This is a genomic window from Trinickia sp. Y13 (genome assembly GCF_029522115.1).
Taxonomy (GTDB): domain Bacteria; phylum Pseudomonadota; class Gammaproteobacteria; order Burkholderiales; family Burkholderiaceae; genus Trinickia.
In genome coordinates, this window is sequence record NZ_JAKWFK010000001.1 from 1 (window position 1) to 25,520 (window position 25,520).

20 protein-coding genes and 1 pseudogene are annotated in these 25,520 nt (G+C 64.7%); 10 read left to right on the plus strand and 11 right to left on the minus strand.

Features of this window, described 5'->3' with window-relative positions:
- Both MMB74_RS00005 and MMB74_RS00010 read left to right on the plus strand, forming a co-directional pair.
- Nucleotides 1-102: pseudogene (locus MMB74_RS00005) on the plus strand (electron transfer flavoprotein subunit beta/FixA family protein); the annotation flags it as partial.
- Nucleotides 103-118: 16 nt separating this feature from the next.
- Nucleotides 119-1,054: an FAD-binding protein gene (locus MMB74_RS00010; RefSeq protein ID WP_277426548.1), complete on the plus strand. Its 936-nt coding sequence runs from the start codon at nt 119-121 to the stop codon at nt 1,052-1,054.
- Between the two features lie 157 nt (nt 1,055-1,211).
- Here the strand turns inward: MMB74_RS00010 and MMB74_RS00015 are convergent, their stop codons facing one another.
- Nucleotides 1,212-2,498 (minus strand): D-amino acid dehydrogenase, encoded by a 1,287-nt coding sequence (locus MMB74_RS00015; RefSeq protein WP_277426549.1) that lies wholly within the window; start codon nt 2,496-2,498, stop codon nt 1,212-1,214.
- A 100-nt stretch (nt 2,499-2,598) separates the two neighbouring features.
- Between MMB74_RS00015 and MMB74_RS00020 the strand changes: the two genes are divergently transcribed.
- Complete coding sequence (locus MMB74_RS00020; protein ID WP_277426550.1) at nt 2,599-3,087, plus strand: Lrp/AsnC ligand binding domain-containing protein; 489 nt, start codon at nt 2,599-2,601, stop codon at nt 3,085-3,087.
- A 276-nt stretch (nt 3,088-3,363) separates the two neighbouring features.
- Nucleotides 3,364-4,746 (plus strand): hypothetical protein, encoded by a 1,383-nt coding sequence (locus MMB74_RS00025; RefSeq protein WP_277426551.1) that lies wholly within the window; start codon nt 3,364-3,366, stop codon nt 4,744-4,746.
- Here the strand turns inward: MMB74_RS00025 and MMB74_RS00030 are convergent.
- A complete protein-coding gene (locus MMB74_RS00030; protein WP_277426552.1) occupies nt 4,743-5,111 on the minus strand; it encodes a nuclear transport factor 2 family protein in 369 nt (122 codons plus the stop codon). The genes MMB74_RS00025 and MMB74_RS00030 overlap by 4 nt on opposite strands.
- A gap of 188 nt (nt 5,112-5,299) precedes the next feature.
- Between MMB74_RS00030 and MMB74_RS00035 the strand changes: the two genes are divergently transcribed.
- A complete protein-coding gene (locus tag MMB74_RS00035; protein WP_277426553.1) occupies nt 5,300-6,154 on the plus strand; it encodes a helix-turn-helix transcriptional regulator in 855 nt (284 codons plus the stop codon).
- Between the two features lie 147 nt (nt 6,155-6,301).
- On the opposite strand, the gene MMB74_RS00040 is transcribed toward MMB74_RS00035, so the two are convergent.
- The 4 genes from MMB74_RS00040 to MMB74_RS00055 all read right to left on the minus strand — a co-directional run bounded on the left by MMB74_RS00040 (nt 6,302) and on the right by MMB74_RS00055 (nt 12,131).
- A complete protein-coding gene (locus MMB74_RS00040) occupies nt 6,302-7,522 on the minus strand; it encodes a CoA transferase (protein WP_277426554.1) in 1,221 nt (406 codons plus the stop codon).
- Between the two features lie 16 nt (nt 7,523-7,538).
- On the minus strand, nt 7,539-8,681 hold the full coding sequence (locus tag MMB74_RS00045; RefSeq protein WP_277426555.1) for an acyl-CoA dehydrogenase: 1,143 nt from the start codon (nt 8,679-8,681) through the stop codon (nt 7,539-7,541).
- A gap of 12 nt (nt 8,682-8,693) precedes the next feature.
- Entirely contained in the window at nt 8,694-9,902 is a 1,209-nt protein-coding gene (locus MMB74_RS00050; RefSeq protein WP_277426556.1) for an acyl-CoA dehydrogenase family protein, read from the minus strand.
- 99 nt (nt 9,903-10,001) lie between these two features.
- Nucleotides 10,002-12,131 carry a 3-hydroxyacyl-CoA dehydrogenase NAD-binding domain-containing protein gene (locus MMB74_RS00055; protein WP_277426557.1) on the minus strand — a complete coding sequence of 710 codons (2,130 nt, stop codon included), beginning with the start codon at nt 12,129-12,131 and terminating at the stop codon, nt 10,002-10,004.
- A gap of 144 nt (nt 12,132-12,275) precedes the next feature.
- Here MMB74_RS00055 and MMB74_RS00060 point away from each other — a divergent pair, with 144 nt between their 5' ends.
- The gene (locus tag MMB74_RS00060) at nt 12,276-13,178 is read left to right on the plus strand and encodes a LysR family transcriptional regulator (RefSeq protein WP_277426558.1); all 903 of its coding nucleotides are present in this window, start codon (nt 12,276-12,278) and stop codon (nt 13,176-13,178) included.
- Between the two features lie 69 nt (nt 13,179-13,247).
- On the opposite strand, the gene MMB74_RS00065 is transcribed toward MMB74_RS00060, so the two are convergent.
- Together MMB74_RS00065 and MMB74_RS00070 are read right to left on the minus strand one after the other, a co-directional pair.
- Nucleotides 13,248-13,454, minus strand: coding sequence for a CsbD family protein (locus tag MMB74_RS00065; RefSeq protein WP_277426559.1), 207 nt, complete (start codon nt 13,452-13,454; stop codon nt 13,248-13,250).
- A gap of 143 nt (nt 13,455-13,597) precedes the next feature.
- A complete protein-coding gene (locus MMB74_RS00070; protein WP_277426560.1) occupies nt 13,598-16,729 on the minus strand; it encodes a transglycosylase domain-containing protein in 3,132 nt (1,043 codons plus the stop codon).
- 785 nt (nt 16,730-17,514) lie between these two features.
- Here MMB74_RS00070 and MMB74_RS00075 point away from each other — a divergent pair.
- Entirely contained in the window at nt 17,515-18,228 is a 714-nt protein-coding gene (locus tag MMB74_RS00075; protein WP_277426561.1) for an autoinducer binding domain-containing protein, read from the plus strand.
- Between the two features lie 180 nt (nt 18,229-18,408).
- On the opposite strand, the gene MMB74_RS00080 is transcribed toward MMB74_RS00075, so the two are convergent.
- The 3 genes from MMB74_RS00080 to MMB74_RS00090 all read right to left on the minus strand — a co-directional run bounded on the left by MMB74_RS00080 (nt 18,409) and on the right by MMB74_RS00090 (nt 20,982).
- Nucleotides 18,409-19,113 carry an ATP-binding cassette domain-containing protein gene (locus MMB74_RS00080; RefSeq protein WP_277426562.1) on the minus strand — a complete coding sequence of 235 codons (705 nt, stop codon included), beginning with the start codon at nt 19,111-19,113 and terminating at the stop codon, nt 18,409-18,411.
- 133 nt (nt 19,114-19,246) lie between these two features.
- On the minus strand, nt 19,247-20,305 hold the full coding sequence (locus tag MMB74_RS00085; RefSeq protein WP_277426563.1) for a LysR substrate-binding domain-containing protein: 1,059 nt from the start codon (nt 20,303-20,305) through the stop codon (nt 19,247-19,249).
- Between the two features lie 473 nt (nt 20,306-20,778).
- A complete protein-coding gene (locus MMB74_RS00090) occupies nt 20,779-20,982 on the minus strand; it encodes a hypothetical protein (protein WP_325342937.1) in 204 nt (67 codons plus the stop codon).
- A 515-nt stretch (nt 20,983-21,497) separates the two neighbouring features.
- On the opposite strand from MMB74_RS00090, the gene hutH reads away from it, so the two are divergent.
- From hutH to hutU, 3 genes are all read left to right on the plus strand, one after another.
- The gene (gene hutH / locus MMB74_RS00095) at nt 21,498-23,033 is read left to right on the plus strand and encodes a histidine ammonia-lyase (RefSeq protein ID WP_277426564.1); all 1,536 of its coding nucleotides are present in this window, start codon (nt 21,498-21,500) and stop codon (nt 23,031-23,033) included.
- Between the two features lie 21 nt (nt 23,034-23,054).
- Nucleotides 23,055-23,756, plus strand: coding sequence for a histidine utilization repressor (gene hutC, locus MMB74_RS00100; protein ID WP_277427099.1), 702 nt, complete (start codon nt 23,055-23,057; stop codon nt 23,754-23,756).
- Between the two features lie 72 nt (nt 23,757-23,828).
- Nucleotides 23,829-25,517 carry a urocanate hydratase gene (gene hutU, locus MMB74_RS00105; protein WP_277426565.1) on the plus strand — a complete coding sequence of 563 codons (1,689 nt, stop codon included), beginning with the start codon at nt 23,829-23,831 and terminating at the stop codon, nt 25,515-25,517.
- The last annotated feature ends 3 nt before the right edge of the window (nt 25,518-25,520 follow it).

Below are 25,520 nucleotides of genomic sequence, written 5' to 3' on the forward strand. Positions count from 1 at the left end.
ACGCTGAAGGTTGCCGAGCCGCCCAAGCGTAGCGCGGGCGTAATGGTGCCGGACGTGCAGACGCTGGTCGAGAAGTTGAAGACCGAAGCCAAGGTGCTGTGAGGGGGGACGAAAGAAAATGACGATTTTGGTTATTGCCGAACACGACAACGCGTCGATCAAAGGCGCGACGCTGAACACCGTTGCCGCCGCACAGAAGATTGGCGGCGACATTCACGTGCTGGTTGCCGGCCACAACGCGCAAGGCGCGGCGCAGGCCGCGGCCAAGATCGCGGGCGTGTCGAAGGTGTTGCTCGCCGATGCGCCGCAACTGGCCGCGGGCCTTGCGGAAAACGTCGAAGCGACCGTGCTCGACATTGCGAAGGATTACTCGCACATCGTGGCGCCGGCTACGGCTTACGGCAAGAACATTGCCCCGCGCGTGGCGGCCAAGCTCGACGTGGCGCAGATCAGCGAGATCACGGCCGTCGTGTCGGCTGACACGTTCGAGCGTCCGATCTACGCCGGCAACGCGATTGCGACGGTGCAATCGGGCGATGCGATCAAGGTCATCACGGTGCGCGCGACGGGCTTCGATGCCGTGGCGGCCGAAGGCGGCAGCGCAGCGGTCGAAAAGATCGACGCAGCAGCGGACCGCGGCATTTCGCAATTCGTGAATCGCGAAGTGACGAAGCTCGATCGTCCGGAACTGACGAGCGCGAACATCATCGTGTCGGGCGGCCGCGGCCTGGGCAGCGGCGAGAACTACACCAAGGTGCTGGAGCCGCTGGCCGACAAGCTCGGCGCGGCGCTGGGCGCATCGCGCGCGGCAGTGGATGCGGGTTATGTGCCGAACGACTACCAAGTGGGGCAGACGGGCAAGATCGTCGCGCCGCAACTGTACGTGGCGGTGGGCATCTCCGGCGCGATTCAGCATTTGGCGGGCATGAAGGATTCGAAAGTGATCGTGGCGATCAACAAGGATCCGGAAGCGCCGATCTTCAGCGTGGCCGATTACGGCCTCGTCGGCGATCTGTTCACGCTGGTGCCTGAACTCGTGAGCGCGTTGGGCTAAACGCGCAGGCGCCGCGAAAGCGGACGTAGTGTAGGAAAGGAAGGGGTGCGGTTCAGCCGCGCCCCTTTTTCAATTGCGGACGCCGCCACAAAAGCAAGCGGCGCCCGGTTGGGGCGCCGCTCGTGCTGCTGCCGGCTGCTGAGGTATGCGCGAGCCGTTACGCGTAAGCAGGTTGCGGGGCCGTGCCGCGATCGCCGAGATAGCGATGCACGGACAGATCGTCGGCCTGGATCGCGGGGCGTCGTCCCGAGATCAAGTCGGCCAGCAATTGACCCGAGCCGCACGACATGGTCCAGCCGAGCGTGCCATGCCCCGTGTTCAAGAACAGGTTCGAAACCGGCGTGCGGCCGACGACCGGCGTGCCGTCCGGCGTCATGGGACGCAGGCCCGTCCAAAACGAGGCTTGCGTAGTATCGCCGCCGCCCGGGAACAAATCGTTGACGCACATTTCGAGCGTTTCGCGCCGCGCTTGGCGCAGCGTCTTGCTAAAGCCCACGATTTCCGCCATGCCGCCGACGCGAATGCGATCGTCGAAGCGCGTGATCGCGATCTTGTAGGTTTCGTCGAGCACCGTGGAAACGGGCGCTTTGGCGGAATCGACGATCGGCGCGGTGATGGAGTAGCCCTTGAGCGGATAGACGGGGATCTTCACGATTCCCGACAACAGCTGCGTGGAGTACGAGCCGAGTGCGACGACATAGGCGTCGGCGCGCAGCGTTTGCCCGCCGCAACGCACGCCCGCAATGCGGCCGCCTGCGGTTTCGAGCGCATCGATCGATGTGTTGAAACGGAACGTCACGCCGAGCGATACGGCAAGCGCGGCCAGGCGCGTCGTGAACAATTGGCAGTCGCCCGTTTCGTCGCCGGGCAGCCGCAGGCCGCCCGTCAGCTTGTGCGAGACGGCGGCGAGCGCCGGCTCGGCGCGTGCGAGCTCGGCGGGGCTCAAGAGCTCGTACGCCACGTTGGCGTCCTTCAGCACGGCGATGTCTTTTTGTGCGCCGTCGAGCTGTTGCTGCGTGCGAAAAACCTGCAGCGTACCGCCCGTGCGGCCTTCGTATTGGATGCCGGTATCGGCGCGCAACGCTTGCAAACAGTCGCGACTGTATTCGGCGAGGCGCACCATCCGGCCTTTATTGACGGCATAGCGCTCGGCGGTGCAGTTTTGCAACATCTGCCACATCCAGCGCAATTGGAACTGCGTGCCGTCCAGACGGATTGCGAGAGGCGCGTGCTTTTGGAACATCCACTTCACTGCTTTGACTGGAACGCCGGGAGCGGCCCACGGAGCCGCATAGCCGGGCGAGATCTGGCCGGCGTTGGCAAAGCTCGTATCGAGCGCGGGACCGGCTTCGCGATCCACCACCGTGACCTCGTGACCGGCGCGCGCCAGGTAATACGCGGTGGTCACGCCGACGACGCCACTACCCAAAACGACGACTCGCATAGTTGCTCCCAAACACCGATTAGTCCAGTTGATGGCGCTATACTATTGCGACAAAAGCAGTTTTTGTTCGTGTATTTTTTGGATTTTTGGTTGAAACATCATGCGCACGCAACGGCAGCCGCTTCGTAAGCTGGACAAGCTCGATCACAAGATTCTCAAGCTGTTGCAGGAAGACGGCCGCATCGCCATGAAGGACTTGGCCGAGCGCGTGGGGCTGACCGTTACGCCGTGCATCGAGCGCGTCAAGCGGATGGAGCGCGACGGCGTCATCCTGGGTTATTACGCACGCCTGGATCCGGCTCAGCTAGGCGCGGCGCTGCTCGTGTTCGTCGAGATCACGCTCGGCAACAAGAGCGGCAATATGTTCGACCAATTCCGGCGCGAAGTTCAAAAGATCCCCGAGGTGCTCGAGTGCCACCTCGTCTCCGGCGATTTCGATTACCTCATCAAAGCGCGCATCGGCGAGATGACCGACTACCGCAAACTGCTCGGCGACATCCTGTTGCAACTGCCGGGCGCGGTGCAGTCGAAGAGCTATGTGGTGATGGAAGAGATCAAAGAAACGTTGATGATCTCGGTCGGCGATTGAGCAGGATCGAAGCGGATCGATGCGGATCGAGGCGGGCATCGCTCGGCAAATTGCATCGCCAGATGATCCTCTACGGAATGATCCAGCCAATCGTTCGTCTGCCCACGGAGCCGGTCTGCGCACGTGTCGTCAATGAGCCTGGATTTGCATCCCCGCAGGATATCGATGCGTATGACGGCTCTATTCGTCATGCGTGTCCCTGCTTCGCTATCCCGATGTTAACCCGCCCCCAGCCATGCTAGTTTTAACGCTTGTGAGAGCGAGAAGAGGGCAGGCATGGCGTCTAACGTCGAGCGAACGGGGGGAACGGGTGGCCTATTGCCATCTTGGGGCGGCGACGATTCGGGTACGCCGAACGGCTTGCCCTCACCATCGCAGCAACATCGGGACGAGAGGCTGCCTTCTTCAATACCGTCGGGGTCGGCGGCATGGGTATCGTTCAGACATGCTTCGCCGCCGGCGCAGGCGCGTGCCGCGTCTAGACCCGTAGCGGCCTCATCAGCGGATGTCGTTGTCGACGAAGCTTATCTGGGCAGCCTCGAGCGACAGATCGCCGAAGCGTTCGCGCCTCACGATCGAGATGGCTCGCCGGAGGCTGATCGACGTGTCGTCTATCTGGAAAACGCGGACAAGGCGGGGCGCGGAAAGGTCTCTTCTTTGAACCCGCTTGCTTTGGTGCTGCCCGAACGCCTTCTCTCTTATCCGCAGCTTTATGACTCAACGCGGATCGTGTTGGACCAGGCGCCGGCGAGCGAGGCGCGTCTGGTCGCAGCCGACGCACAGGTGACCTACCGCAACCTGATGAAGCAATACAGCCTTGCGTATGTGTCATGCCTGCGCGCAGCTAATGGGTCGGAGCAGGCCCAGGCAGAGCTCAAGGCGTTGTTCGAAGAGGGCAAGGTGTTCGACGCCGCGGGAGTGCAGACCGAGTTTCTCTCCTCCGATCCGCAAACGCTATCGCGGGCGATGCTAGGGCATCTTAGTGTGGCAGTGTTGTGTTCCCCGGATACCGAGATCACCACGGCCGCGCGTATCAAGGTATTGGAAAACCTGCGTGATCACGCCGATCTCGATAGTGTGATAAGAGCGACTGTTGCAGACAAGAACACTAGCGGATTGATCGTCGACGGCCGCACACGCGTGTTCGATCTCATCCCGCTGGCTTTCATGCCCGATCGTAGCGCGGGGCACATCCCTCATACGCAGATGTTCTGGGCGAACGACGTCATCAAGGAGATCTTGCCGGAGAGAAGAGCGTCCGACGGGAGGCGGTTCGAGATCGATCTCGATCAGGGCGTTGCCGAACTCACGACACGGTATCGTAAAGAGGCCGTGCAGGTCCTTCTCGGCCTCATGAGAACCGATGACTGGCGGGTCGATCGGGAAGCGGTGTTCCGCGCACTGATCGGGCTCACCGAACTCGACGATTCGCAGAAAAACCGCATCTTTGGAGAGAACGCCAGTTATCGCAACAACGGCGTGACACGCCCCGAGTCCATTGAAGCATTGATGGGCGGTGACATCGATGAAAGCGATTTGCGGGACATGCCCCCACAGGATGTGCTGCGACTGATCAGGGGCATGGCATCGGAAAACCGCTCGCTCCGGGCGCGCCTGGCGTCATCCGAGGGGGGAGTAGTAGGCGGCCCACGGCCCTAAGCCGCCTTCGGCACGACGTCCAAGAATCCCGTGACGGTCTTGAACCGGCCCGCGGCATCGACGACCCCGAAGTCGGAGCCTTTCACGATCGCCTCGCCGCCCGGCGCCACTAGGTCCCACGAGAATCGCACATAATTGCCGAAACCGTCGGCGGCCGCGCTCAGCCGGAACACGTGCTGCGGAAAGCGTTCATGCACGGCGCCAATCATCGCGTCGATGCCGTCGTGTCCTTCGCCTGCCAGCAACGGGTCGACGTAGGACGCGTCTTCAGCCCACGTCCGCGCGATCAGCTCGCGGCGGCGGGCAGCGTCGGTCTCGTTCCAAGCAGCAAAATAGCGGTCGACGAGGTCGAGATGGGCAGTCATGGCTCTCTCCAAAACTCAAAATTGAGGGTGACGGCGCAGGTAGGCCGTATCGCTCGGTCGCTAGTGCGTCTCGCCTTGTTCAGGTCGATTCGGTTAGCGCCTGGACCGAAGCTTCGGACAATGCACGGGGCGCGTCGATTACGTGCGAGGTAATGGAAACACCGCGGCGTTTCGCTATGATCCCCGTTATGAACTCGATCCTCAGCCCATCGCACGCGCCCTCGCGCGCCGCCTCGCAACGGGGGAGCCGCCCCGTCGGCGATCTATTGCGCGAGTGGCGTCAGCGCCGCCGCATGAGCCAACTCGTGCTCGCCACCGAAGCGCAGATTTCGACGCGCCATCTCAGCTTCGTCGAGTCCGGCCGCGCACAGCCAAGCCGCGAAATGCTCATGCATCTGGCCGAACAACTCGAGGTGCCGCTGCGCGCCCGAAACGCGTTGTTCGTCGCCGCCGGTTATGCGCCGCTCTATGCCGAGCGGCCCTTGACCGATCCGCAACTCGATGCCGCGCGCGAGGCCGTGCAGCTCGTGCTGCGCGGACACGAGCCATACCCCGCGCTCGCGATCGATCGGCACTGGACGATGGTGGCCGCCAACGCGGCGTTGGCGCCGCTTGTCGCGCGCGCCGATCCGCGATTGCTCGAGGCGCCCGTCAACGTCCTGCGCTTGTCGCTCCATCCCGATGGCCTCGCGCCGCATATCGTCGATTGGACCGGTTGGCGCACGCACGCGCTGCAACGCATCGAGCGCCAGGCGCAAGCGAGCGGCGACGCGACGCTCGCTGCGATGATCGAGGAACTCGCAGCCTATCCGGCGCCGGCAGGCGCCAAGGCCGAACACACTGGCGAGCCGCCGCCGTTGGCCGATATCGTCGTGCCGTTCAGTCTGCGCACGGACATCGGCGTATTGTCGTTTTTCAGTACCACGACGGTGTTCGGTTCGCCGGTCGATGTGACGTTGTCGGAACTGGCCATCGAAGCCTTCTTTCCCGCCGATGCACCCACAGCCGACGCGTTGCGCGACTATCAAGCGAAACAGGCGTAAGGCGCGCGACGCAAGCGAGCGCCATACGCTAAGAGCGGCTCGGCTCGGCTCGGCTCGGCTCGGCTCGGCTCGGCTCGGCAGGACTCAACGCGGCTCGGCAGGACTCAACGCGGCTCGATTCGACCTATCGACCGAGCGCCCCTCCGCCTAAATCACGCCGTTGCGTCGAAGCTGCGTGACCGTCTCGGCGTCCAACCCCAGCACCGAGCGCAGCACGTCTTCCGTGCCTTCACCGAGCACCGGCGGCGCATGCCGGACTGGCGGGCGCTCGCCGTCGATCCGGTAGGGCGGCGCGAGCACGTGTTCGGTGCCCGCCACCGGATGCGGCTGCTCGGTCACGAGCGCGGCCGCGGCGGCGCGCGGGGAAGTCAACGCCTCCAGTAATCCCATCACTTCCCCGCAAGGAATGCCGGCGGCCGTCAGCCGCGCAAGCAAGACGGCGCGTTCGCGCTTGCCCAATTCCGCCTTGATCTGAGCGATCAACGGTTCGCGATGCGCGCCGCGCGCGAGGTTCGTCTTGAAGCGATCGTCCTCGGCCAAGTCGGGCCGTTCGATGACGTCGCGGCAAAACCGTTCGAATTGCGCGTTCGTGCCGACGGTGACGACGATGGGTCCATCTTTCGCATCGAAGACGCCATACGGGACGATGGACGGATGCGCGTTGCCGTAGCGCGGCGGATCCTCGCCGGCGAGCAACGCTTCGAGACCGTAGTAAGACGTGATCGCCACGCCGCAATCGAACAGCGCCATCTCGATGCGGCGTCCGCGTCCGGTGCGCGCTCGATCGAACAATGCCGCGAGGATCGCTTGGGCCGCGTACATGCCCGTGACCAAATCGACCACGGCGACGCCGAACTTCAACGGCGGCTGCGTCGGCTCTCCGTTCATCGCCATCAAGCCCGATTCGGCCTGCACGACGAGGTCGTATCCCGGCCGCGCGACCTCCGGCCCGCTACGCCCATAGCCCGAAATCGAGCAGTAGACGAGCGAGGGATGCGCTTGGCTCAAGGCCTCGTAGTCGAGGCCGAAGTTGCGTGCGCCGCCGAGCTTGAAATTCTCGATGACGATGTCGCTCTTGATTGCGAGCTCTCGTGCGAGCCGAGCGCCTTCCTCGGTCTGCAGATCGAGCGTCACCGAGCGCTTGTTGCGGTTCACGCTGTTGAAGTAGCAGGTCTCGGTCGCGCCGATGCGCGAGCCCCAATCGCGCGTATCGTCGCCACGCGTCGGATGCTCGATCTTGATGACTTCGGCGCCGAGGTCGGCCAGCGCCATCGCGCACGAGGGCCCGGCGAACACGCGCGAGAGGTCGAGTACGCGGATGCCCGATAGCGGCAGCCCAGCGCCCCGCTCGAAGTTCGATTCGTTCATGTCGCGGCGTCCTCGCTTACGCGTGTGTCGGCGTGCGCCCGAATGCAATGTATCTGGCCAGATGATGATCTTCGTCACCCAACTGATGATCGATCATGACGAGCCGCTTCGCGTAGTGCGAAAGAGGCAACTCCCAGGTCATGCCGATGCCTCCATGCAGTTGCACGGCTTCGCGCGATAACCGTGCGCCGACTTGACCCGCCGTGTACTTGGCCGCCGACAGCGCCCGCTCGCGCGCGGCGCGCGGCGCCTCGAGCGCGGCGGCCGCATTGATGACGGCGGAGCGCACTTGCTCAATATCGATCGCGAGATCGGCCATGCGATGTTGTAGGGCCTGAAAGCTGCCGATCGGCACGCCGAACTGGCGGCGCGTGCGCAAATACTCGAGCGTGGCGGAGAACGCGGTTTGCATCGCACCCAGCGCTTCGGCGGACAGCGCAAGCAGACCCGCGCCAAGCGCCGTTTCGAGCGTGGCGAAGCCATCGTCCACCGCGCCGATCAGCGCATCGTCCGCGAGCTTCACCTCGCCAAGCATCACTTCCGCGCCGCGGCCGCCGTCGATCAACGCATAGTCGCGTAGCGCTACGCCGGCTGTGCCGCGCGGTACCCAAAACAGTGAGATGCCATGCTCGGCATCCGCGTCGCCGCTCGTGCGCGCCGAAACGACGAACCCGTCGGCCGCTGCGCCGAACGGCACCACGGCCTTCGCTCCGTTCAAGCGCCAGCCATCGCTGGCGCGCACGGCGGTGGAGGCGACGCGCGCCGGCTCGTAGCGCGAATCGGGCTCGCCGTGGGCCAGCGCAACGACGGTTTCGCCATCGATCAGCCGTAATAGCTCGGTGCGCTGCGCTTCGCGGCCGGCCAGCGCGAGCACGCGGCCCGCCACGAGCGCGCCGAGAAAAGGTTCGACCACCAAGCCACGGCCCAACTGCTCGAAGACGACCGCGATGTCGTCACCGCTGCCGCCGAAGCCCCCGTGCTCGGGTGCGAATAGCGCGCCGATTGCGCCGAGCTCTCCGAAGCGTCGCCACATCGCGCGATCGAATCCCTCGGGCGAGCGCGCGTTGCGCTCGCGCGTGGCGAAGCTGTATTGCTCGGCAACGAATCGCGTGAGCGTATCGGCGAGCATCCGCTGTTCGTCGGTCACTTCGAAGTTCATCGTCGAGCCCTTTCAGAGGTCAAGGATCGCTTTCGCGATGATGTTCTTTTGAATCTCGTTCGATCCGCCGAAGATCGACAGCTTGTAGTTGTTGAAGTCGCTTTTCGCGGCGTCGGGCGCATCGAACGGGCCGAGCGGCTCGCCGTCGTATCCCTCGTCGAACGCCTCGTCGATGAACGGCTGGGCGTAGGGACCCAGTGCGCGCCGCATCAAGCCCGCGATTTCCTGGCGAATCTGCGTGCCGCGCACCTTCAGCATGGAGCTTTGCGCGCCCGGCGCGCCGCCGCCCGCGGCGGCAGCGATCGTGCGTAGATTGGTCGTGCGCATGTTCTCCAAGTCGATCGCCACGCGCGCCATGCGCGCTGCAAACAGCGGGTCTTCGGCCAGCGGGCGCCCGCGATGCATGATCGCCGCTGCGGCTTGCTCGAGCCGCTCGAGCGCCGCCGTCGAAAACCCGATACCGGCGATATTGGTGCGTTCGTAAGTGAGCAGGTACTTCGCGTAGGTCCACCCGCGGTTCTCTTCGCCGACGAGGTTTTCCACGGGCACGCGCACATCGGTGAAAAATACCTCGTTGACTTCGTGCTCGCCATCGAGCGTGACGATGGGACGCACTTCGATGCCCGGCGTGCTCATGTCGATCAGCAAGAAGCTGATGCCTTCCTGCTTGCGCACGTCGGTAGCCGTGCGCACGAGGCAGAACATCATGTTGGCGTAGTGGCCGAGCGTGGTCCACGTCTTCTGGCCGTTGACCACATAGTGTTCGCCGCGCTCGTCCGCCTTTCGTTGCGCGCGCGTGGACAGCGATGCGAGATCCGAGCCTGCGCCCGGTTCGGAATAGCCCTGGCACCACCAGTGGCTGCCGTCGAGAATGCGGGGCAGGAAGCGGCGTTTTTGCGCTTCGTTGCCGTACTTGATCAACACGGGGCCGAGCATGTTCACGCCGAACGGCACGATGCGCGGCGCCCCCGCCAGTGCGCATTCGTTATCGAAGATGAAGCGCTCGACCGCGCTCCAACCGGTGCCCCCATGCTCGCGCGGCCAGTGGCTCGCGAGCCAGCCGCGCTCGTTCAGAATGGCATGCCACTGCGCCATGTCCTCACGCGTGAGCCGTAGCCCATGCTTGGCTTTATGAGCGATGCGCGCCGGCAGCCGTTCGTCGAGAAAACGCCGGACATCGGCACGAAACGCCTCTTCTTCGGCCGTGAAACTCAGATCCATCGGTTCGCCCTCTCGGGTGGTCGGTTGATGGGCCTGCCTCGTCACTTCATGCACAGCGCCGGGCAAGGCACGTTCGCAAGCACGGGCATCAGCGCAAGGCTAGGACGCCGCTGCGTTCAAGCTCGAAAAATCGGCGCCGCGTGCGACGAGTTCGACGATGAGCGGTGAAGGTCGCCAGAAGAATGGGTCCTCCTGCTGCAAACGTTCGAGCTCCACGAGCACGTTCGGCAACCCGAGCATGTCGGCGTACTTCATCGGACCGCCGCGATAACGCGGAAAGCCGTAGCCATAGATGAGCGCGATGTCGACATCGAGCGGACGCAGCGCGATGCCTTCGCGCACGACGTTCGCCGCTTCGTTGATGACGGCGCACATGAGGCGACGCACGATTTCTTCATCGGTGAAACTACGCGGTGAGACGCCGGCGCGCAAGCGCTCGGCTTCGACGATCGCTTCCACTTCGGGGTCGGGCGTGCCGGTTCGCGCGCCCGGCTCGTAGTGGTAAAAGCCTCGGCCCGTCTTTTGGCCGAACCAGCCGCGCTCGCAAAGGCGGTCGGCGATTTGCACGTAGCGCATGCGCGGATCGCGCGTCGGCGCGCGCCGCTTGCGCGCCGCCCAACCGATATCGCCGCCCGCGAGATCGACCACTTGGTACGGTCCCATCGGATAGCCGAACTCGCGCATGGCGTGGTCGATTTGATAGGGCGACGCGCCGTCTTCCATCAGATAGTCGGCGGCGGTGCGATAGACGGCAAGCAGGCGGTTGCCGATGAAGCCGTCGCACACCCCAGCGCGCACGGGCACTTTGCGCAGTTGCTTGGCCAGTTCGAATGCCGTGGCGACGACGTCGGGGCCGACGCGCCCCGGCACGACGATCTCGAGCAGCCTCATGACGTTGGCCGGCGAGAAGAAGTGCAGGCCGATCACGTCGGCCGGACGCGAAGTGGTAGCGGCGATGTCGTCGATGTCGAGGTAGGACGTATTCGTCGCGAGGACGGCGCCAGGCTTGCATACGCGATCGAGCTCGGCGAACACGGCCTTCTTGACCGCCATGTCCTCGAACACGGCTTCGATCACCAGATCGACGTTAGCGAGTGCGTCGTACGACGTGCTGCCGGTGAAGCGCGCCAGCGCGGCGGCCTTGGCGTCGCTGCTCATGCGGCCCTTCGCGACGAGGCCTTCATAGACCCGTTCGACATGTGAGCGGCCGCGCGCGAGCGCTTCGTCGTCGCGCTCGATCATCGTGACGGGCAAGCCCGCGTCGAGCACCGCGACGGCGATGCCCGCGCCCATCGTGCCGCCGCCGACCACGCCGATTGTCGCGACGGGCCGCGGCCTGGCCGCCTTGGTCTCCGGCGCTTTCGCCACTTCGCGTTCGGCGAAGAAGGCATGCACGAGCCCGGCGCGCTGCGGGCTTTCGAGGCATTCGACGAACAGCTTGCGCTCGAGCGCGAGACCTTCGTCGAACGGCATGGCGAGGGCGGCTTCGACAGCTTCGACGATCTTCAGCGGTGAAAACAGGCCACGTTGGCGCGCGGCCGTGCTCTTGCGCGCGGCCTCGATGGCGCTGCGGCTAGCCTCGGCGCCTTCGTTCGCGAGCGCAGTGGCGGCGCGCGTCGGGCGCACGCCCGCATGCGAGGCGAGCAACTCGCGCGCATAAGCGAGCCCTTCGCCGAGGACGTCGTCGGTGGCGCCGAGGCGATCGGCCAAGCCCAGCGATACGGCTTCTTCAGCCGGAACATGGCGGCCAGAGAGCATCAGATCGAGGGCGGGTGCGGCGCCGATCAACCGGGGCGTGCGCTGCGTGCCGCCTGCGCCCGGCAGCAGGCCGAGCTGCACTTCGGGCAAACCGAGTTTTGCACCGCGCACGACGAGGCGGTAATGGGCGGCGAGCGCGATTTCCAAACCTCCGCCGAGCGCGGCGCCGTGGATGGCGGCCACGACGGGCTTCGTGCTTGCCTCGATGCGGTTGCACACGCTGGGCAGCGACGGCTGCTGCGGGGACTTGCCGAACTCGCGAATATCGGCGCCGGCGATGAAATTGCGGCCCGCGCCGACGATCAGCACCGCGGCCACGGCCGCATCGGCCTGCGCGGCGTCGATGGCTTCGAGCAAGCCGCGCCGAACGTCGACGCCGAGCGCGTTCACGGGGGGATGATCGATGCTGACCACGAGCACATTGCCGTGCAGGGAGCGGGAGACGACGGGGGGAGAATTCGAGGCGGTCATGGGCGGGGCGGGACTCGATGGTGACGGTACCCCGATTGTCGAGGGGATAGCCGCAATTGACAATCCAAGCATCGGTTGACAGACTGTCAAATCATATTTGACGATGTAACGATCCTCCTTGACCGACAAGCTCGCGGAAGCTGCGTGGACCTGAATTCTCTTTCTCTGCTGGTCGAAATTCTCGAAGCCGGTAATCTGAGCGAGGCGGCGCGCAGGCTGAAGATGACCCGTGCCAACGTCAGCTATCACCTGAATCAGTTCGAGCGCACGCTCGGGCTGCAACTCGTGCGCCGCACGACGCGCCGCGTCGAGCCGACCGAAGCGGGACTGCGCCTAGTCGAGCATGGCCGTGCGATCCGGCGCGCGCTCGAAGCGGCGCAGGAGACGGTGGAAACGCTCGGCCGCACGCTGCAGGGCCGGGTGCGGCTGTCGGTGCCCAGCGGCTACGGCCAACTGGTGATGGCCGATTGGTTGCTCGAATTCAAGCGGTTGCATCCAGGCATCGTGCTGGACGTCGTGTTCGAAAACCGTGTGGAAGACTTGCTTCGCGATGAAGTCGATATTGCAGTGCGTGTGATGTCGGAGCCGCCGCAGAACCTCGTGGCGCGCGACATGGGCGCCGTGCGTTATGTCGCCTGCGCATCCAAGGCTTACGCGAGCGAGCATGGTTTGCCGACCCAACTCGCCGCGCTCGGCACGACGCCGCTCATCACGGCGACGGTGGTCGGGCGGCAATTGCGCGTGGCGGCCTACCTGGGCGATGAGCGGCACGAGGTCCTGCTCGAGCCCACCCTGATCTCCGAAAACTTTCTATTTTTGAGGCAGGCGGTGCGCGCGGGCCTGGGCGTGGGCATCGTGCCCGATTATGTCGTGCAGGACGACATTCGCCGCGGCGACGTCGTGACGACGCTCGACGAGTGGCGGCTCAGCATCTTCGGCACGCGCATGTATCTGCTGTACATGCCGGATCGGCATCAGACGCGGGCGGCGGCGACCTTTATCGACTTCATCCTCGCGCAAGCAAAAAAATCGGGGCGGACGCAGTAAGGATCCGCCCCCTTGGCTCGGCCCGTCGCTTCCTATCGCGAGGGCCGTGCGCTAGCGCTTGGCTTAGGCCTAGTGATGCTTCCTCGCCTCGCGTTCGCGCTCGAGTTCATCCTTCACATCTTCCTTGGCATCGCCGTAGCCCTTGCGGATCTCGCCCGCCGCTTCTTGGAGATCGCCCTTGGCTTGGCGTGCTGGATCGTTCGTCACATTGCCGACGGCTTGATTGACCTTGCCCTTCGCCTTTTCCGTGACGCCCTTCACTTGGTCCTTGTTCATCTAATCTCTCCTTGGTTGCGGTGTGCCGCATATGCGACATCTTCCTAGCCGCAACGCGCGTGCCCGTCCCGCCCCCTCGGCTTGGGGACGGAGCACGATATCGGTGGCGCACGTGCGTGCGCGTTCGGCTGAACGAAGGCGTGTCAGAAGGAGGGCGTCGCTTCGGGAGCGGCCGGCGTCAAGGCGTCGGCCTTCTCGTTCGCCGCCTTCATTTGCGTATCGTCTGCCGCGAGAACCGGGGCCAGCGCGGGCCCAAGCGATTTGAGCAATTGCACCGCCATCGCGCTGGTGTAGTCATAGCGCGCGGCATAGGGCTCGTGCGCGTACGCCGTTAGCGTGCCGTAGAAGCGGTCGCCGACGACGAACACGAACGTGGCCGTGCGGTTGACCTTGCGCGATTCGATGAGCCGTGCGCCGCGCGCATAGACCTCGAAGCGTTGGTCTCCGGTACCGGTCTTGCCGTAGACCTCGAGCGTGCGCCCATCGCCGAGCGGCAACCCCGTGGCGAGGCGCCCGCCGGTGCCGCCTTGCACGACTTGGTGCAAGAGCCGGCGTGCGACGGCCACGATCTCGGGCGAGATGACTTCGTTGCCCGCGCTCGGCGCGTGGGCGAAATGCGTTTCGAATGGCGTGCCCGCCGCGAACGCGAGCCTGTCGATGCTTTGCGGGCGGCGCATCTTGCCGTCGTCGGCGACGATGCCCATCAAGCGCGCGAGCGCGTCGGGTCGATCGCCCGAAGCGCCGATCGCGGCCGCATAGGAGGGCGTGACCGTCTCGAATGGATAGCCGAGCGCGTGCCAGGACTTGCTGATAGCGGCATACGCCTGCAACTCGACCATGCGGCGAATGCGGCGGTCCTGCGTTAGGTGGTGCCGCGTTTTGAACAGCCACGTGTACGACGTGAGGCGTGCGTCGCGGCTCGCCTCGCGCAACTGCGCCTCGGTGGCGTCGGGATGCTGGCGCAAATAGGCGAGCATCCACAGCGCGATCGGGTGAACGCCCGAAATGTAGCCGCGATCGTTCAAGTTGAACTTATCGATGCCGTACTTCGTATAGAGCTTGGCGAGATCCTCGTCGGAGAGCGAAGCGCTCGGCGTGTGCGCGAGCGCGGCGCGCATGCGGGCGGCGAACCACGGCAATGGCGCATTGGGCGCGATGCTGCGCAGCGCCGTAGCGAGCTTCGGCGGGCTCTTGCGCATGTCCGCGATCAGCGCGTCGAGCGCATCGTCGGGCGCTTTGTCGCGGTATTTCACGTAGAACCGGTGCAGGTAGACGAGGCTTTCCTGATCGGCGAACTGTACGAGATAGCGATGACGGAGCGCAGGATCGTCGAACCAATGCGCGGAAGGCCCGGCCGATTCGACCATCTCGTAATGGACGATGTCGCGCATGAGCCGCACGAACACGAGATTGACCGAATGCTGGAACGCTTCGCGCACCGTGAGAATGCGTCCGTTCTCGGCTTTGTCGAAGTTCGTGAATACCTGTGCACCTCCGCCGGTGTAGAAGGTTTCCCCGGGGTTTGCCGAATACTTGCGCTCGACGGCCGCATCGAGCATGGCGGGAAGCGAGTGATCTTTCGCGTCGGCGAGGTAGTCGCGCGCCCAGCGCGAGAGACCATCGAGCGGGTCGACGCTCGTGCGCTTCAGTTGCTCGCGGCTCAGGGAGGCATACCGGTCGTGCAGCGTCGAGACGATTTGCAGATAGGTAATCAGCGTGCGCAGTTTCGCCGTGGAGCCGAGGTTCAAACGCGCGCCGCTGTTGATGTCGAACGGTTGATTCACACTGTCCGTTTGCACGCGCACGACGTCGGCGCCGCTCTTGTGTTCGAACAAGATGAAGCTAAAGGATATTTTCGAAGGGTCGTCGCCGGGCCGCAGCATCTCGTAGCCATACAGGCCGGCCGCCTTGGCGCCTTCGACGGTGGCCGCTTGCGCGAGGCGCTCGCTGACGGCGCGTTGGACCGCATCGTTCAGCGTCGAATGCACGGTGAGGTCGAGCCGATCGAGATCGTAGAAGCTTGCAACGCCGAGCGCTCGTTGCAACTGCGACCGCACGAGCGTGACGGCCTTGCGGGCGACGAACGATACCGCCGGAGCAGGCGGCGCGGCCTTGTGCATTTGCAGCGAGGCGGCCAGGGCGGCGTCGCGCAAGGGCGCCGAAATCACGCCGTTGGCGGCGAGCACGCGGATGTAGCTGTCGGTCAACCCTTCGAGCGCAGGCCGATTGCGCACGAGGTAGTACGACGGCGCGCGCTGCGCGATCAGAAGCGAGAGCACCTGCTTGAATGCGAGCGCTTCGTCTGCGAGGACGCCCGGCGCCATCGGCCCGTTGCCCGTTTCGGTGCCCGCTTGCGAGAGCAGATGATTGACTTGCGCAAAGTCGCGTCCGTACCAAGCGGCCAGCCCGTCGCCGATCCCCTCCACTTCGCCGATGCCCGGCTGCGCTGCGAGCGGCACCGTGTTCAGGTAGTGAACGACGATTAACTTGCGTGCCGCCATCGTGTTTTCCCCGCCGAGATAGGCGCGGACCGATGCCGATGCGATTTGTCGCAGCTTTTCCGGAGGGGTGGCGGTGCGCCCGCCGGGGGAGTGGCGGAATTTTTCGGTTTGCGTGGCGAGCGTGCTCCCGCCTGGCGTGTGTTGGTGGCGATTGACGAGGCGCAGCGCTTGGTCCCATAGGGCTCGGCCGAAACGGCCCCAGTCGATGGCCGGGTTGCGGTCGGGCTCGTTCGCATCGAGCAGGTAGCGGTCTTCGATGAACGTCAGCGCTCCCACGACGATCGGGGGAATCGAATCGTAATCGGCGTACGCGAGCGCCGGGTAGCGCGCGCTAAATAGCGGCACGCCCGCCTCGTCGAACAATCGCAACCCCGCCTGGTCCTTTTCCGCATAGGGAATGAACAGGCCTCGATCGGCCAGCGACTTCATCATCGACGAATCGCGCGCTTGGCGCGTGACCGCAAAGCCGCGCGCGCGCAGTCGCGCTTCGAAATCGGGCAGCCGTGCATAGCCTAGGCGCCAGTCGTAAGGGCCGCCGGGTGCGGGGAATAAAACGCTGTCGCTTTGGCCGGATGCAACTGAAAACGATACCTGCCGGCCAATATTCGCGAAATAGCGCGCTTGCAGCCGAGAAGTCTGCATTTCCACCGAAACCAAGTAGGCGAGGACGCCGACGAGTGCGGCTAGGCCCACGAAGGCGAGCCACTTCCATCGCGCGCCCGGCGACATCGTGGCGATGTAGCGCAAGGGAAGGCGGGCGAGTGGGCGATTCATGAGGAGGCTCCCTGGGCGGCGTCGCCTGGTGGCGCCTTATCGTTCGCCGCCGTCGCGACTCCCGCGTCGGTCCCGGCCGACGCGGCGGTCGCGCTGTGGCACGAGGGCGCGCTGACAACGCTCGTACTAGTGTAATCGTGCGCAGAACGCCTGTGCATAGCGGAATGTGTGGAGAAACGCACCGAACGCATCGTATTCGCGCCGCAGCCCTATGCCGGGTCTTCCCGGGGTGGAGAAGCAACCGGCACGCCTAGGGGACGGCGACGCTTCAGTCTTCTCCGCGGCGGGCCAACGCGTGCTTCCGGTTCGACGAGCCAAGCGCAGGCATCCGTGCGTGATTGCCGCATCGCCCGCGTAAATATGACGCCGAGATTGACAGGGCTGATTATCGTTTCGGTATTAATTTCTTGGCAAAATCAGTTATTCGGTAACGAGCCTTACCTCGAATTTCCAATTACAAAAAATGTGCGATGATCGTGTCGTTTAAATAGACGCTCGAGCGTCGACTTACGCATAGATGGATTCGGCAATAGCGAGGCGAGCAGTTGCGAATTAAATCGACTCGCTGCGCTCTTGGGAGCGGTCGAAGTTGCGGTCGTCGCATTGAAGTCTTTGCATCGAATCGAACAAGAGCCTTTGGCGTGCATCTCGTCGAGAGCCGCGGTCGGGTCGCGCCGTACCGGGGGAGGTGCATGCCGGGATGTCGATACTCCGGCCGCGGTGCGCGGCCGTTACGGCATCGCGCAGGTCGCTCGCATGGCTTGCGCGACGACAAGGAGGCATAAATGAAAAGCTGGGCCGAGGAACTGCTGCACGAGTTGAATCACACGAGCTCCGATGCGGAGATTTTCAGCAAGATCGCGGTGGCCGCGCGGGGCTTGGGCTTCGAGTTCTGTGCGTATGGCTTGCGCGCGCCGTGGCCGCTATCGAAGCCGAAGACGCGGTTGCTGAGCAACTACCCCGAAGCGTGGAAGCGGCGCTATCAGGAAGCGCGCTACGACGAAATCGATCCGACCGTGCAGCATGCGCGGCGCTCGCAAGCGCCGATCGTCTGGAACGATGCGCTTTTTAGCGGCGTGCCGCAGCTGTGGCGAGAGGCGCAGTCGTACGGGTTGCGCTATGGCTGGGCGCAATCGGCGTTCGACAGTTGCGGCGTAGGCGGCATGCTCACCCTCGCGCGTTCGCGCGATCCGCTCACGAGCGAAGAGCTCGCCGAGAGCGAAGTCAAGATGCGGTGGCTCGTGAGCACCGCGCACTTATCGCTCAAGCGCGCACTGATGCCGACGTTGATGGACGATCCCGAACGCGGGTTGACCGATCGCGAGGTCGAAGTGCTGAAGTGGGCCGCCGATGGCAAGACGTCCGGCGAGATTTCGAAGATTCTCGTGATCTCGGTCGATACCGTCAATTTCCACGTGAAGAACGCGGTGACGAAGCTGAAGACCACGAATAAGACGGCCGCCGTCGTGCGCGCAGCGATGCTCGGTTTGCTTCAGTAACGTTGCCGGGCGCGGAATTTTCATGCCATTTAATTAAGAATTTCGCAATCGATACGTAATTGATCTGCAAAGCGTTCAATGCGCCCCACCTATAGGTACCCCATGCCGCGCTAATACGATTCTCTGCGGACCGCCGCGACGAAAGCCGGGGGATATGGCTTTCCGCGGCGGTATGGCGTTTTAGAGGGAAGCGGGCAACGCCGGCCAGGCGGGTGCACTACAGGCGTCCGATCGGCATAGGCGTCCGGCGTCGAGCCGATAGGCTTGTTCGCCAGGCCACGCGATTGGCGTCGCATTGCGTTGCGCGATCACCACAGCCGTTCCCTCTCCGGCCAGCTCCGCCCCGAGATCCGCTACGCGTTCGGCCTCGAGCGGAGCCAGCGCGTCGAATGGGTCGTCGAGCAGCAATAGGCGCGGCCGCGACATCAGCGCACGCGCGATCGCCAGCAACTGGCGCTCGCCGTTGGTGAGGCGGCTCGCGCTTTGGCGGGCGCAGGTGTGCAAGAACGGAAAGCGCGCCGTGAGGCGCGCCGCGTCGGCCTCGATACGCGGCCGGTCGGTCTCGCGCCATACGCCGGCGAGAAGATTGTCGCGCACCGAGAGCGAGCTGAAGAGCAAACGATTGTGCGGCACATAAGCGATGCCGCGCGCAAGCAACTCGTTCGGGCGTTTGCGCCGGATGTCTTCGCCGTCGAGACGGATCGCGCCGCGCTTGGGCCGGACGAGACCCGCTATCGTCATCAGCAGCGTGGTCTTGCCGGCGCCTCCCGGCCCCAGCACGTAGGCGAGGCTGCCCGAGAACAGGGCGAAGGAGACATCGTCTAGTACGTCGCTCTTGCCGTAGCCGGCGGCGAGCGATTCGATCTGCAGCAGCGGCATGCGCATCGGGTGTCACCTCGGGAGTGTTCACCCGGCGCGTCGTGGTTGGCGCCGGATGCGGACGCCGTCGATTTCACCCGCCGTCCGATCCGACCACAACTACCACAAATAGTGGGATGGGGTCTGCCCGTGCGCATGCCTACGAGAGCGCCGCGCGCTCGGCGGCCGATGCCGCCTCGCTCGCGCGCGCTGCGGCGCTGGCGCCCAAGTACGGCGGCACGGCGGTCGCGGCCGGCGGGCAAGGAGAAACGGCGGCGCGCGGGGAGTGGCCGGCCACAGGGGGACGCTCCGCGGGGGGCGCCGGCAAGTGCGCTTGCTCGGCCAGCCACTGGGCGACGTCGCGCACTTCCTGCCGGGCGAGCGCCTCGCCTTGCACGATCCAGTAGGCGTACGCGCCTGCGCGGTTTTTGCCCGCGCTCAGCGCCACCAGCCTCCCATCGTCGATCAGCGGTTGCACGAGATCGGCTGTTCCTAGCGCGATGCCTTGACCGGCGAGCGCCGCTTGTACGACTTGGTCGTACTGATCGAAGTGCAGGATGCTGCGTGGCCTGGCCTCGCTCAAACCGAGCGCCGCCAGGTGATCGGACCACCGCGCGAGCGGCCGGCGCAAGGCGTCGAACTCGAGCAGCGCATGACGCCCGAGCGCATCGGCGTCGAGCCGGTCGAGCGCCAGCGACGGGTGCGCGACAGCGATGAGCGTGTCGTCGAACAGGCGCGTCGCCCCCGGCGGCGGGTTGGCTGCGCTCGCATAACGAAGCGCCAGGTCGATCCCCTCCGTGCGCAGATCGAGCGGTTTGTCGTTGGCCGCGACGCGCACGTCCAACTCCGGATAGCGGCGCTGCAGCTCGGACAGCCGCGGCAGCAGCCACAGGGCGGTCGCGCCGATGCTCGCCGTGACCGTCACCGGCTGCCGCTCGGCTGGCCGCGTGATCGTCTCGAAGGCGTCCTGCAGTTGGCGCACGACGCTATCGGCCGTGCGGAACAAACGCTCGCCGGCCTGCGTGAAAGAGATCGAGCGATAGCCGCGGTGGAACAGCGGCACGCCGAGCGCATCTTCGAGCGAATGAATTTGCCGGCTGACGGCGGATTGGGTCAGACATAAGTCCTCGGCCGCGAGTGTGACGCTCATGCGGCGGCCGACGGCGACGAAGCCGCGGATCAGATCGAGCGGTGCTAGTCGAACGAGAGGCGTTGCCATGCGATTACCCCATGCAAAAGTTGCGGGAAGAACACGAAGCCGAAGCCGGGCGCACGGTCCAATCGGATCTTTTCGGCGGGCGGCCGGCGGGCGCGGGTGCACGCTCGCCAAAATGCATTCGGTCGTGCCGGATTTAAGCCATTCTTATGCGGATCCGTAACTGATAGCTTTGGTAGGCGCTTGGTCGGCCAGCACTAGGCTCGGGCGCGGCCGGTGCGGGAAAGGGGCGCGGTTGCGCGAGAGCCGCCGTGCAGCGGGCGGTCGAAGAAAAGGAGGAGAGGCCGCGAGGGTGCGCAGAGGCAAACTCGGGAGACGGCGGCGTCGAATCAAAGAACTTACGGGACAGGACAGCGGGCAATATCGACGAAAAGGCCGCGGGTGGACCGTTCGAAAGCGGCGGCCGATGCGTGCCTCGCGCGCCGCGGCGGCGTGCACGCGCACGCGCTAGCCGCTTTGCGCGCAGGGAAAACCTATCAGCGCTCGCTGCCGCCGTCGGGGCCGTTTTCGTCGGATTCGCTGCGGACCGCATCCGCGAAGCGAGCGAGCGCGGCAAGCGACCCGCTCACGCTGACGTACTGCTCTCGGCCGATCTTCGCATCGAGCAGCACTGCCATGCCCGATTCGCGTGCGAGTTCGATAAGGTCCATTCGCTGTCGTGGTGCATGCATCTTGTTCATGGTCGAAGGAAAATCGCTCGGGATGCCGGGGACCGGCGCGCCAGCCGCTTCGTGAGCACGTTCGCTCATGAGGCGCGTTGGCGCTGCGCCCATCCCGCCTTCGATGAAGCACGACCCGTTCCCGCCGCTGTCTTCGCGGTGTCTTTCTGTTTTCGTCGCCGCTTTCGTGCCGGTGCGCCTTTGGATTGCCCGTTCGTCGGGTCGTTCAGACCGATTTGTCTAGACAACATCGACGCGCGCCGGTAATCGAATGCGTCTGCTCGCCGGCCGCGCCATTCGTCACCCAAATCTCCCTTGTTTCCCTGCTTGGTAAGGGATTCCGTCGGGTTTGGCGATTCGTGAAAGTCGCGGTCGTGCCACGGGCGTAGCCGAATCTCATCTAGTGGAAATCCCTAATAATTCCGCGATAAAAACGAGTTGTATATACAAGATGGCCGCACTAGACTCGCTGTCAAGCCGGAGTCGATCGCTGCGACTCGCCGCAAAACGCAGAAGACAAACACAGGATGCTTCCCATGATGATTCTTACGCCTGGCCATTTGACGCTCCCTCAACTGCGCCGCATTGCGCGCGAGCGCGTCACGCTGACGCTCGATCCTGCCAGCCGCCCCGTGATCGATGCCGGCGCGAAAGCAGTCGCGGATATCGCGGCCAAGGGCGAGCCCGCTTATGGCATCAACACCGGGTTCGGCCGGTTGGCGAGCACGCACATCGCGCACGACCAGCTCGAACTATTGCAACGCAATCTCGTGCTCTCGCATGCGGTGGGCGTCGGCGATCCCATGGCCGCGCCAGTCGTGCGGCTCTTGATCGCCTTGAAGCTCTCCAGCCTCGGCCGCGGGCATTCGGGCATCCGCGGCGAAGTCATGGATGCGCTCGTGACGCTGTTCAACGCCGACGTCCTGCCGATCATTCCGATCAAGGGGTCGGTCGGCGCATCGGGCGATCTCGCGCCCCTCGCACATATGTCGGCGACGCTGCTCGGCATCGGTGAAGTCACGGCGCGCGGCGAGCGCATGAGCGCCGCCGAAGGCCTGAAGCTGGCGGGTCTCGCACCGCTCGCATTGCAAGCGAAAGAGGGACTTGCGCTGCTCAACGGCACCCAGGCCTCGACGGCGCTCGCGTTGTACAACCTGTTCGCGATCGAGGACTTGTTTCGCACGGGGCTGGTGGCCGGCGCATTGTCGGTGGATGCGGCCGCCGGCTCGGTCAAGCCGTTCGACGCGCGCATTCACGCATTGCGCGGCCATCGCGGCCAGATCGAATCGGCCGCGGCCTATCGCGCGCTTCTCGACGGTTCGAGCATCAACTTGTCTCACCGTGATTGCGGCAAGGTGCAAGACCCGTACAGCTTGCGGTGCCAGCCGCAAGTGATGGGCGCGTGCCTGGACCAGATGCGCCACGCGGCCGACGTGTTGCTCGTCGAAGCCAATGCCGTCTCCGACAATCCGCTCGTCTTCCCCGATACGGGCGAGGTTCTATCGGGCGGTAACTTCCACGCCGAACCCGTCGCATTCGCCGCCGACAACCTCGCGCTCGCGGCGGCCGAGATCGGCGCGCTCGCCGAGCGCCGCATCGCGCTGCTGATCGACGCCACCCTATCGGGGCTGCCCCCGTTCCTCGTCAAAGATGGCGGCGTCAATTCCGGCTTCATGATCGCGCACGTGACGGCTGCCGCGTTGGCGTCGGAGAACAAGACGCTCGCGCATCCGGCGTCGGTCGATTCGCTGCCCACTTCCGCCAATCAGGAGGATCACGTGTCGATGGCCACCTTCGCGGCGCGCAAGCTCGCCGACATCGCGAGCAACACGGCGCATATCTTGGCGATCGAGTTGCTCGCGGCCGCGCAAGGCGTCGATCTGCGTGCGCCGCATCGCACGAGCGCGGCGCTCGAGCGCGTGATGCAAACGGTGCGCAAGCACGTGCCGCACTACGATTTGGATCGCTATTTCGCACCCGATATCGCGGCCATTACACGGCTGGTCGAAGAAGGCACGATCGCGCAAGCGAGCCCGTTCTCGTTTCCTTCGGAAGCGAGCGTTGCAGCCTGAGCGATGGACCTTGCCAAACCGATGAACGCGAACGCGCCTGCCTACCAGGGCATCAAAGATTTCATCCTCGAGCGGATTCACTCGGGCGAGTGGGCCGAGGGCGATCTGGTGCCCTCCGAGAACGAGCTCGCGCGCGAGTTCAAAGTGGCGCGCATGACGGTCAATCGCGCGCTACGCGAGTTGACGGCGGAGCAGGTGCTCACGCGCGTGCAAGGCGCGGGGACCTTCGTCGCGCGGCCCAAGTACGAATCGACGTTGGTGGCCATTCGCAGTATTTCCGACGAGATTGCCGCGCGCGGCCATCGGTATCGCGCGCAGGTGCTCGAATTGGGCGCGACGGTGGCCAGCGAGGCGCTTGCCGACGAAATGCAGATCAAACCCGGCAGCCCCGCGTTTCATTCGCGCGTGCTGCATTTCGAGAACGACGAGCCCGTGCAACTCGAGGCGCGCTGGGTCAATCCGGCCGTCGCGCCCGAATATGCGCTGCAGGATTTTTCACGCATTACGCCGAACCAATACTTGATGCGCGTTGCACCGCTGCAGCGCGTCGAGTACCGCATCGAGGCCGCGCTTCCGGACGCCTTCACGACGCGCCAATTGACGATGGACGAGGGCGAGCCGTGCTTGGTGCTGCATCGGCGCACGTGGTCGCGCGAGCAAGTCGCCTCGGTCGCGGACCTGTGGCACCCCGGCAGCCGTTATCGCTTCACGGGCCATTTCTGAGCGCAAGCCGTCGGTCATCCGCTTGCGCACCGCCGTACCTGGACCCAACACATGCAGAACGAGAGGACATTCATGAACGATCCGAAACCCTTCGACCCGCGCCTCGACCCGACGCGCACGATCCGCGCGCCGCGCGGAGCCGAGAAGACGTGCAAAAGCTGGCTGACCGAAGCCGCCTACCGAATGATCCAAAACAACCTCGATGCCGAGGTGGCCGAGCATCCGCATGCGCTCGTCGTCTACGGCGGTATCGGCCGGGCCGCGCGCAACTGGGATTGCTTCGATCGCATCCTCGCCGCGCTGAAGGATCTCGAAGACGACGAAACGCTGTTGATCCAATCGGGCAAGCCCGTCGGCGTCTTCCGCACGCACCCGGACGCGCCCCGCGTCCTGCTCGCCAATTCGAACCTCGTTCCCCATTGGGCGACCTGGGAGCATTTTCACGAGCTCGATCGCAAAGGTCTCATGATGTACGGCCAGATGACGGCGGGCAGCTGGATCTACATCGGCAGCCAAGGGATCGTGCAAGGCACGTACGAGACGTTCTACGCCGTCGCCAACCAGCATTTCAACGGCGACCCGTCGGGGCGCTGGATCCTGACCGGAGGCCTCGGCGGCATGGGCGGCGCACAGCCGCTCGCGGCGACGATGGCGGGCTTTTCGATGATCGCCGTCGAGTGCGATGAAACGCGGATCGATTTTCGCTTGAAGACGCGCTATGTCGACAAGAAGGCCAAGACGCTCGACGAGGCGCTCGCGATGATCGACGCGGCCAAGGCGAGCGGCAAGCCGGTCTCCGTCGGTCTCGTCGGCAATGCGGTCGATGTGTTCGAAGCCTGCGTGACGCGCGGCGTCACGCCCGATTGCGTGACCGATCAGACGAGCGCGCACGATCCCATCAACGGCTATCTGCCGCAGGGATGGAGCATCGAGCAATGGCGCGAACGGCAAAAGACCGATCCGCAGAGCATCGTCGCGCCGGCGAAGCAATCGATGGCAAGACAAGTGCGCGCGATGCTGACGCTTCAGGAGCGCGGGGCCGCGACGCTCGACTACGGCAACAACATTCGGCAGATGGCGCAGGACATGGGCGTGGCCAACGCCTTCGATTTCCCGGGCTTCGTGCCGGCCTATATCCGGCCGCTCTTTTGCGAAGGCAAGGGGCCGTTTCGCTGGGTGGCGCTCTCGGGCGATCCGCAGGATATCTACAAGACCGACGCGAAGGTCAAGGAGTTGATTCCCGACGACCCTCATCTGCACAACTGGCTCGACATGGCGCGCGAGCGCATCGCGTTCCAAGGATTGCCCGCGCGCATTTGCTGGGTGGGCGTCAAGGATCGTTATCGCTTGGGGCTCGCTTTCAACGAAATGGTCAAGCGCGGCGAATTGAAGGCGCCGATCGTGATCGGCCGCGATCACCTCGATACGGGTTCCGTTGCGAGCCCGAACCGTGAAACGGAAGCGATGAAGGACGGCTCGGATGCGGTGAGCGATTGGCCGCTGCTCAATGCGCTGCTCAACACGGCCGGTGGCGCGACCTGGGTGTCGATCCATCACGGCGGCGGCGTGGGGATGGGTTTCAGTCAGCATGCGGGGGTGGTCATCGTCTGCGACGGCACCGATGCGGCCGCGCGGCGTATCGAGCGCGTGCTCTTCAACGATCCCGCCACCGGCATCATGCGGCATGCCGACGCCGGCTACGATCTGGCGTGCGCGACTGCGCGCGAGGTCGGGCTGAAGCTGCCCATGCTCGGGCGTTGATAC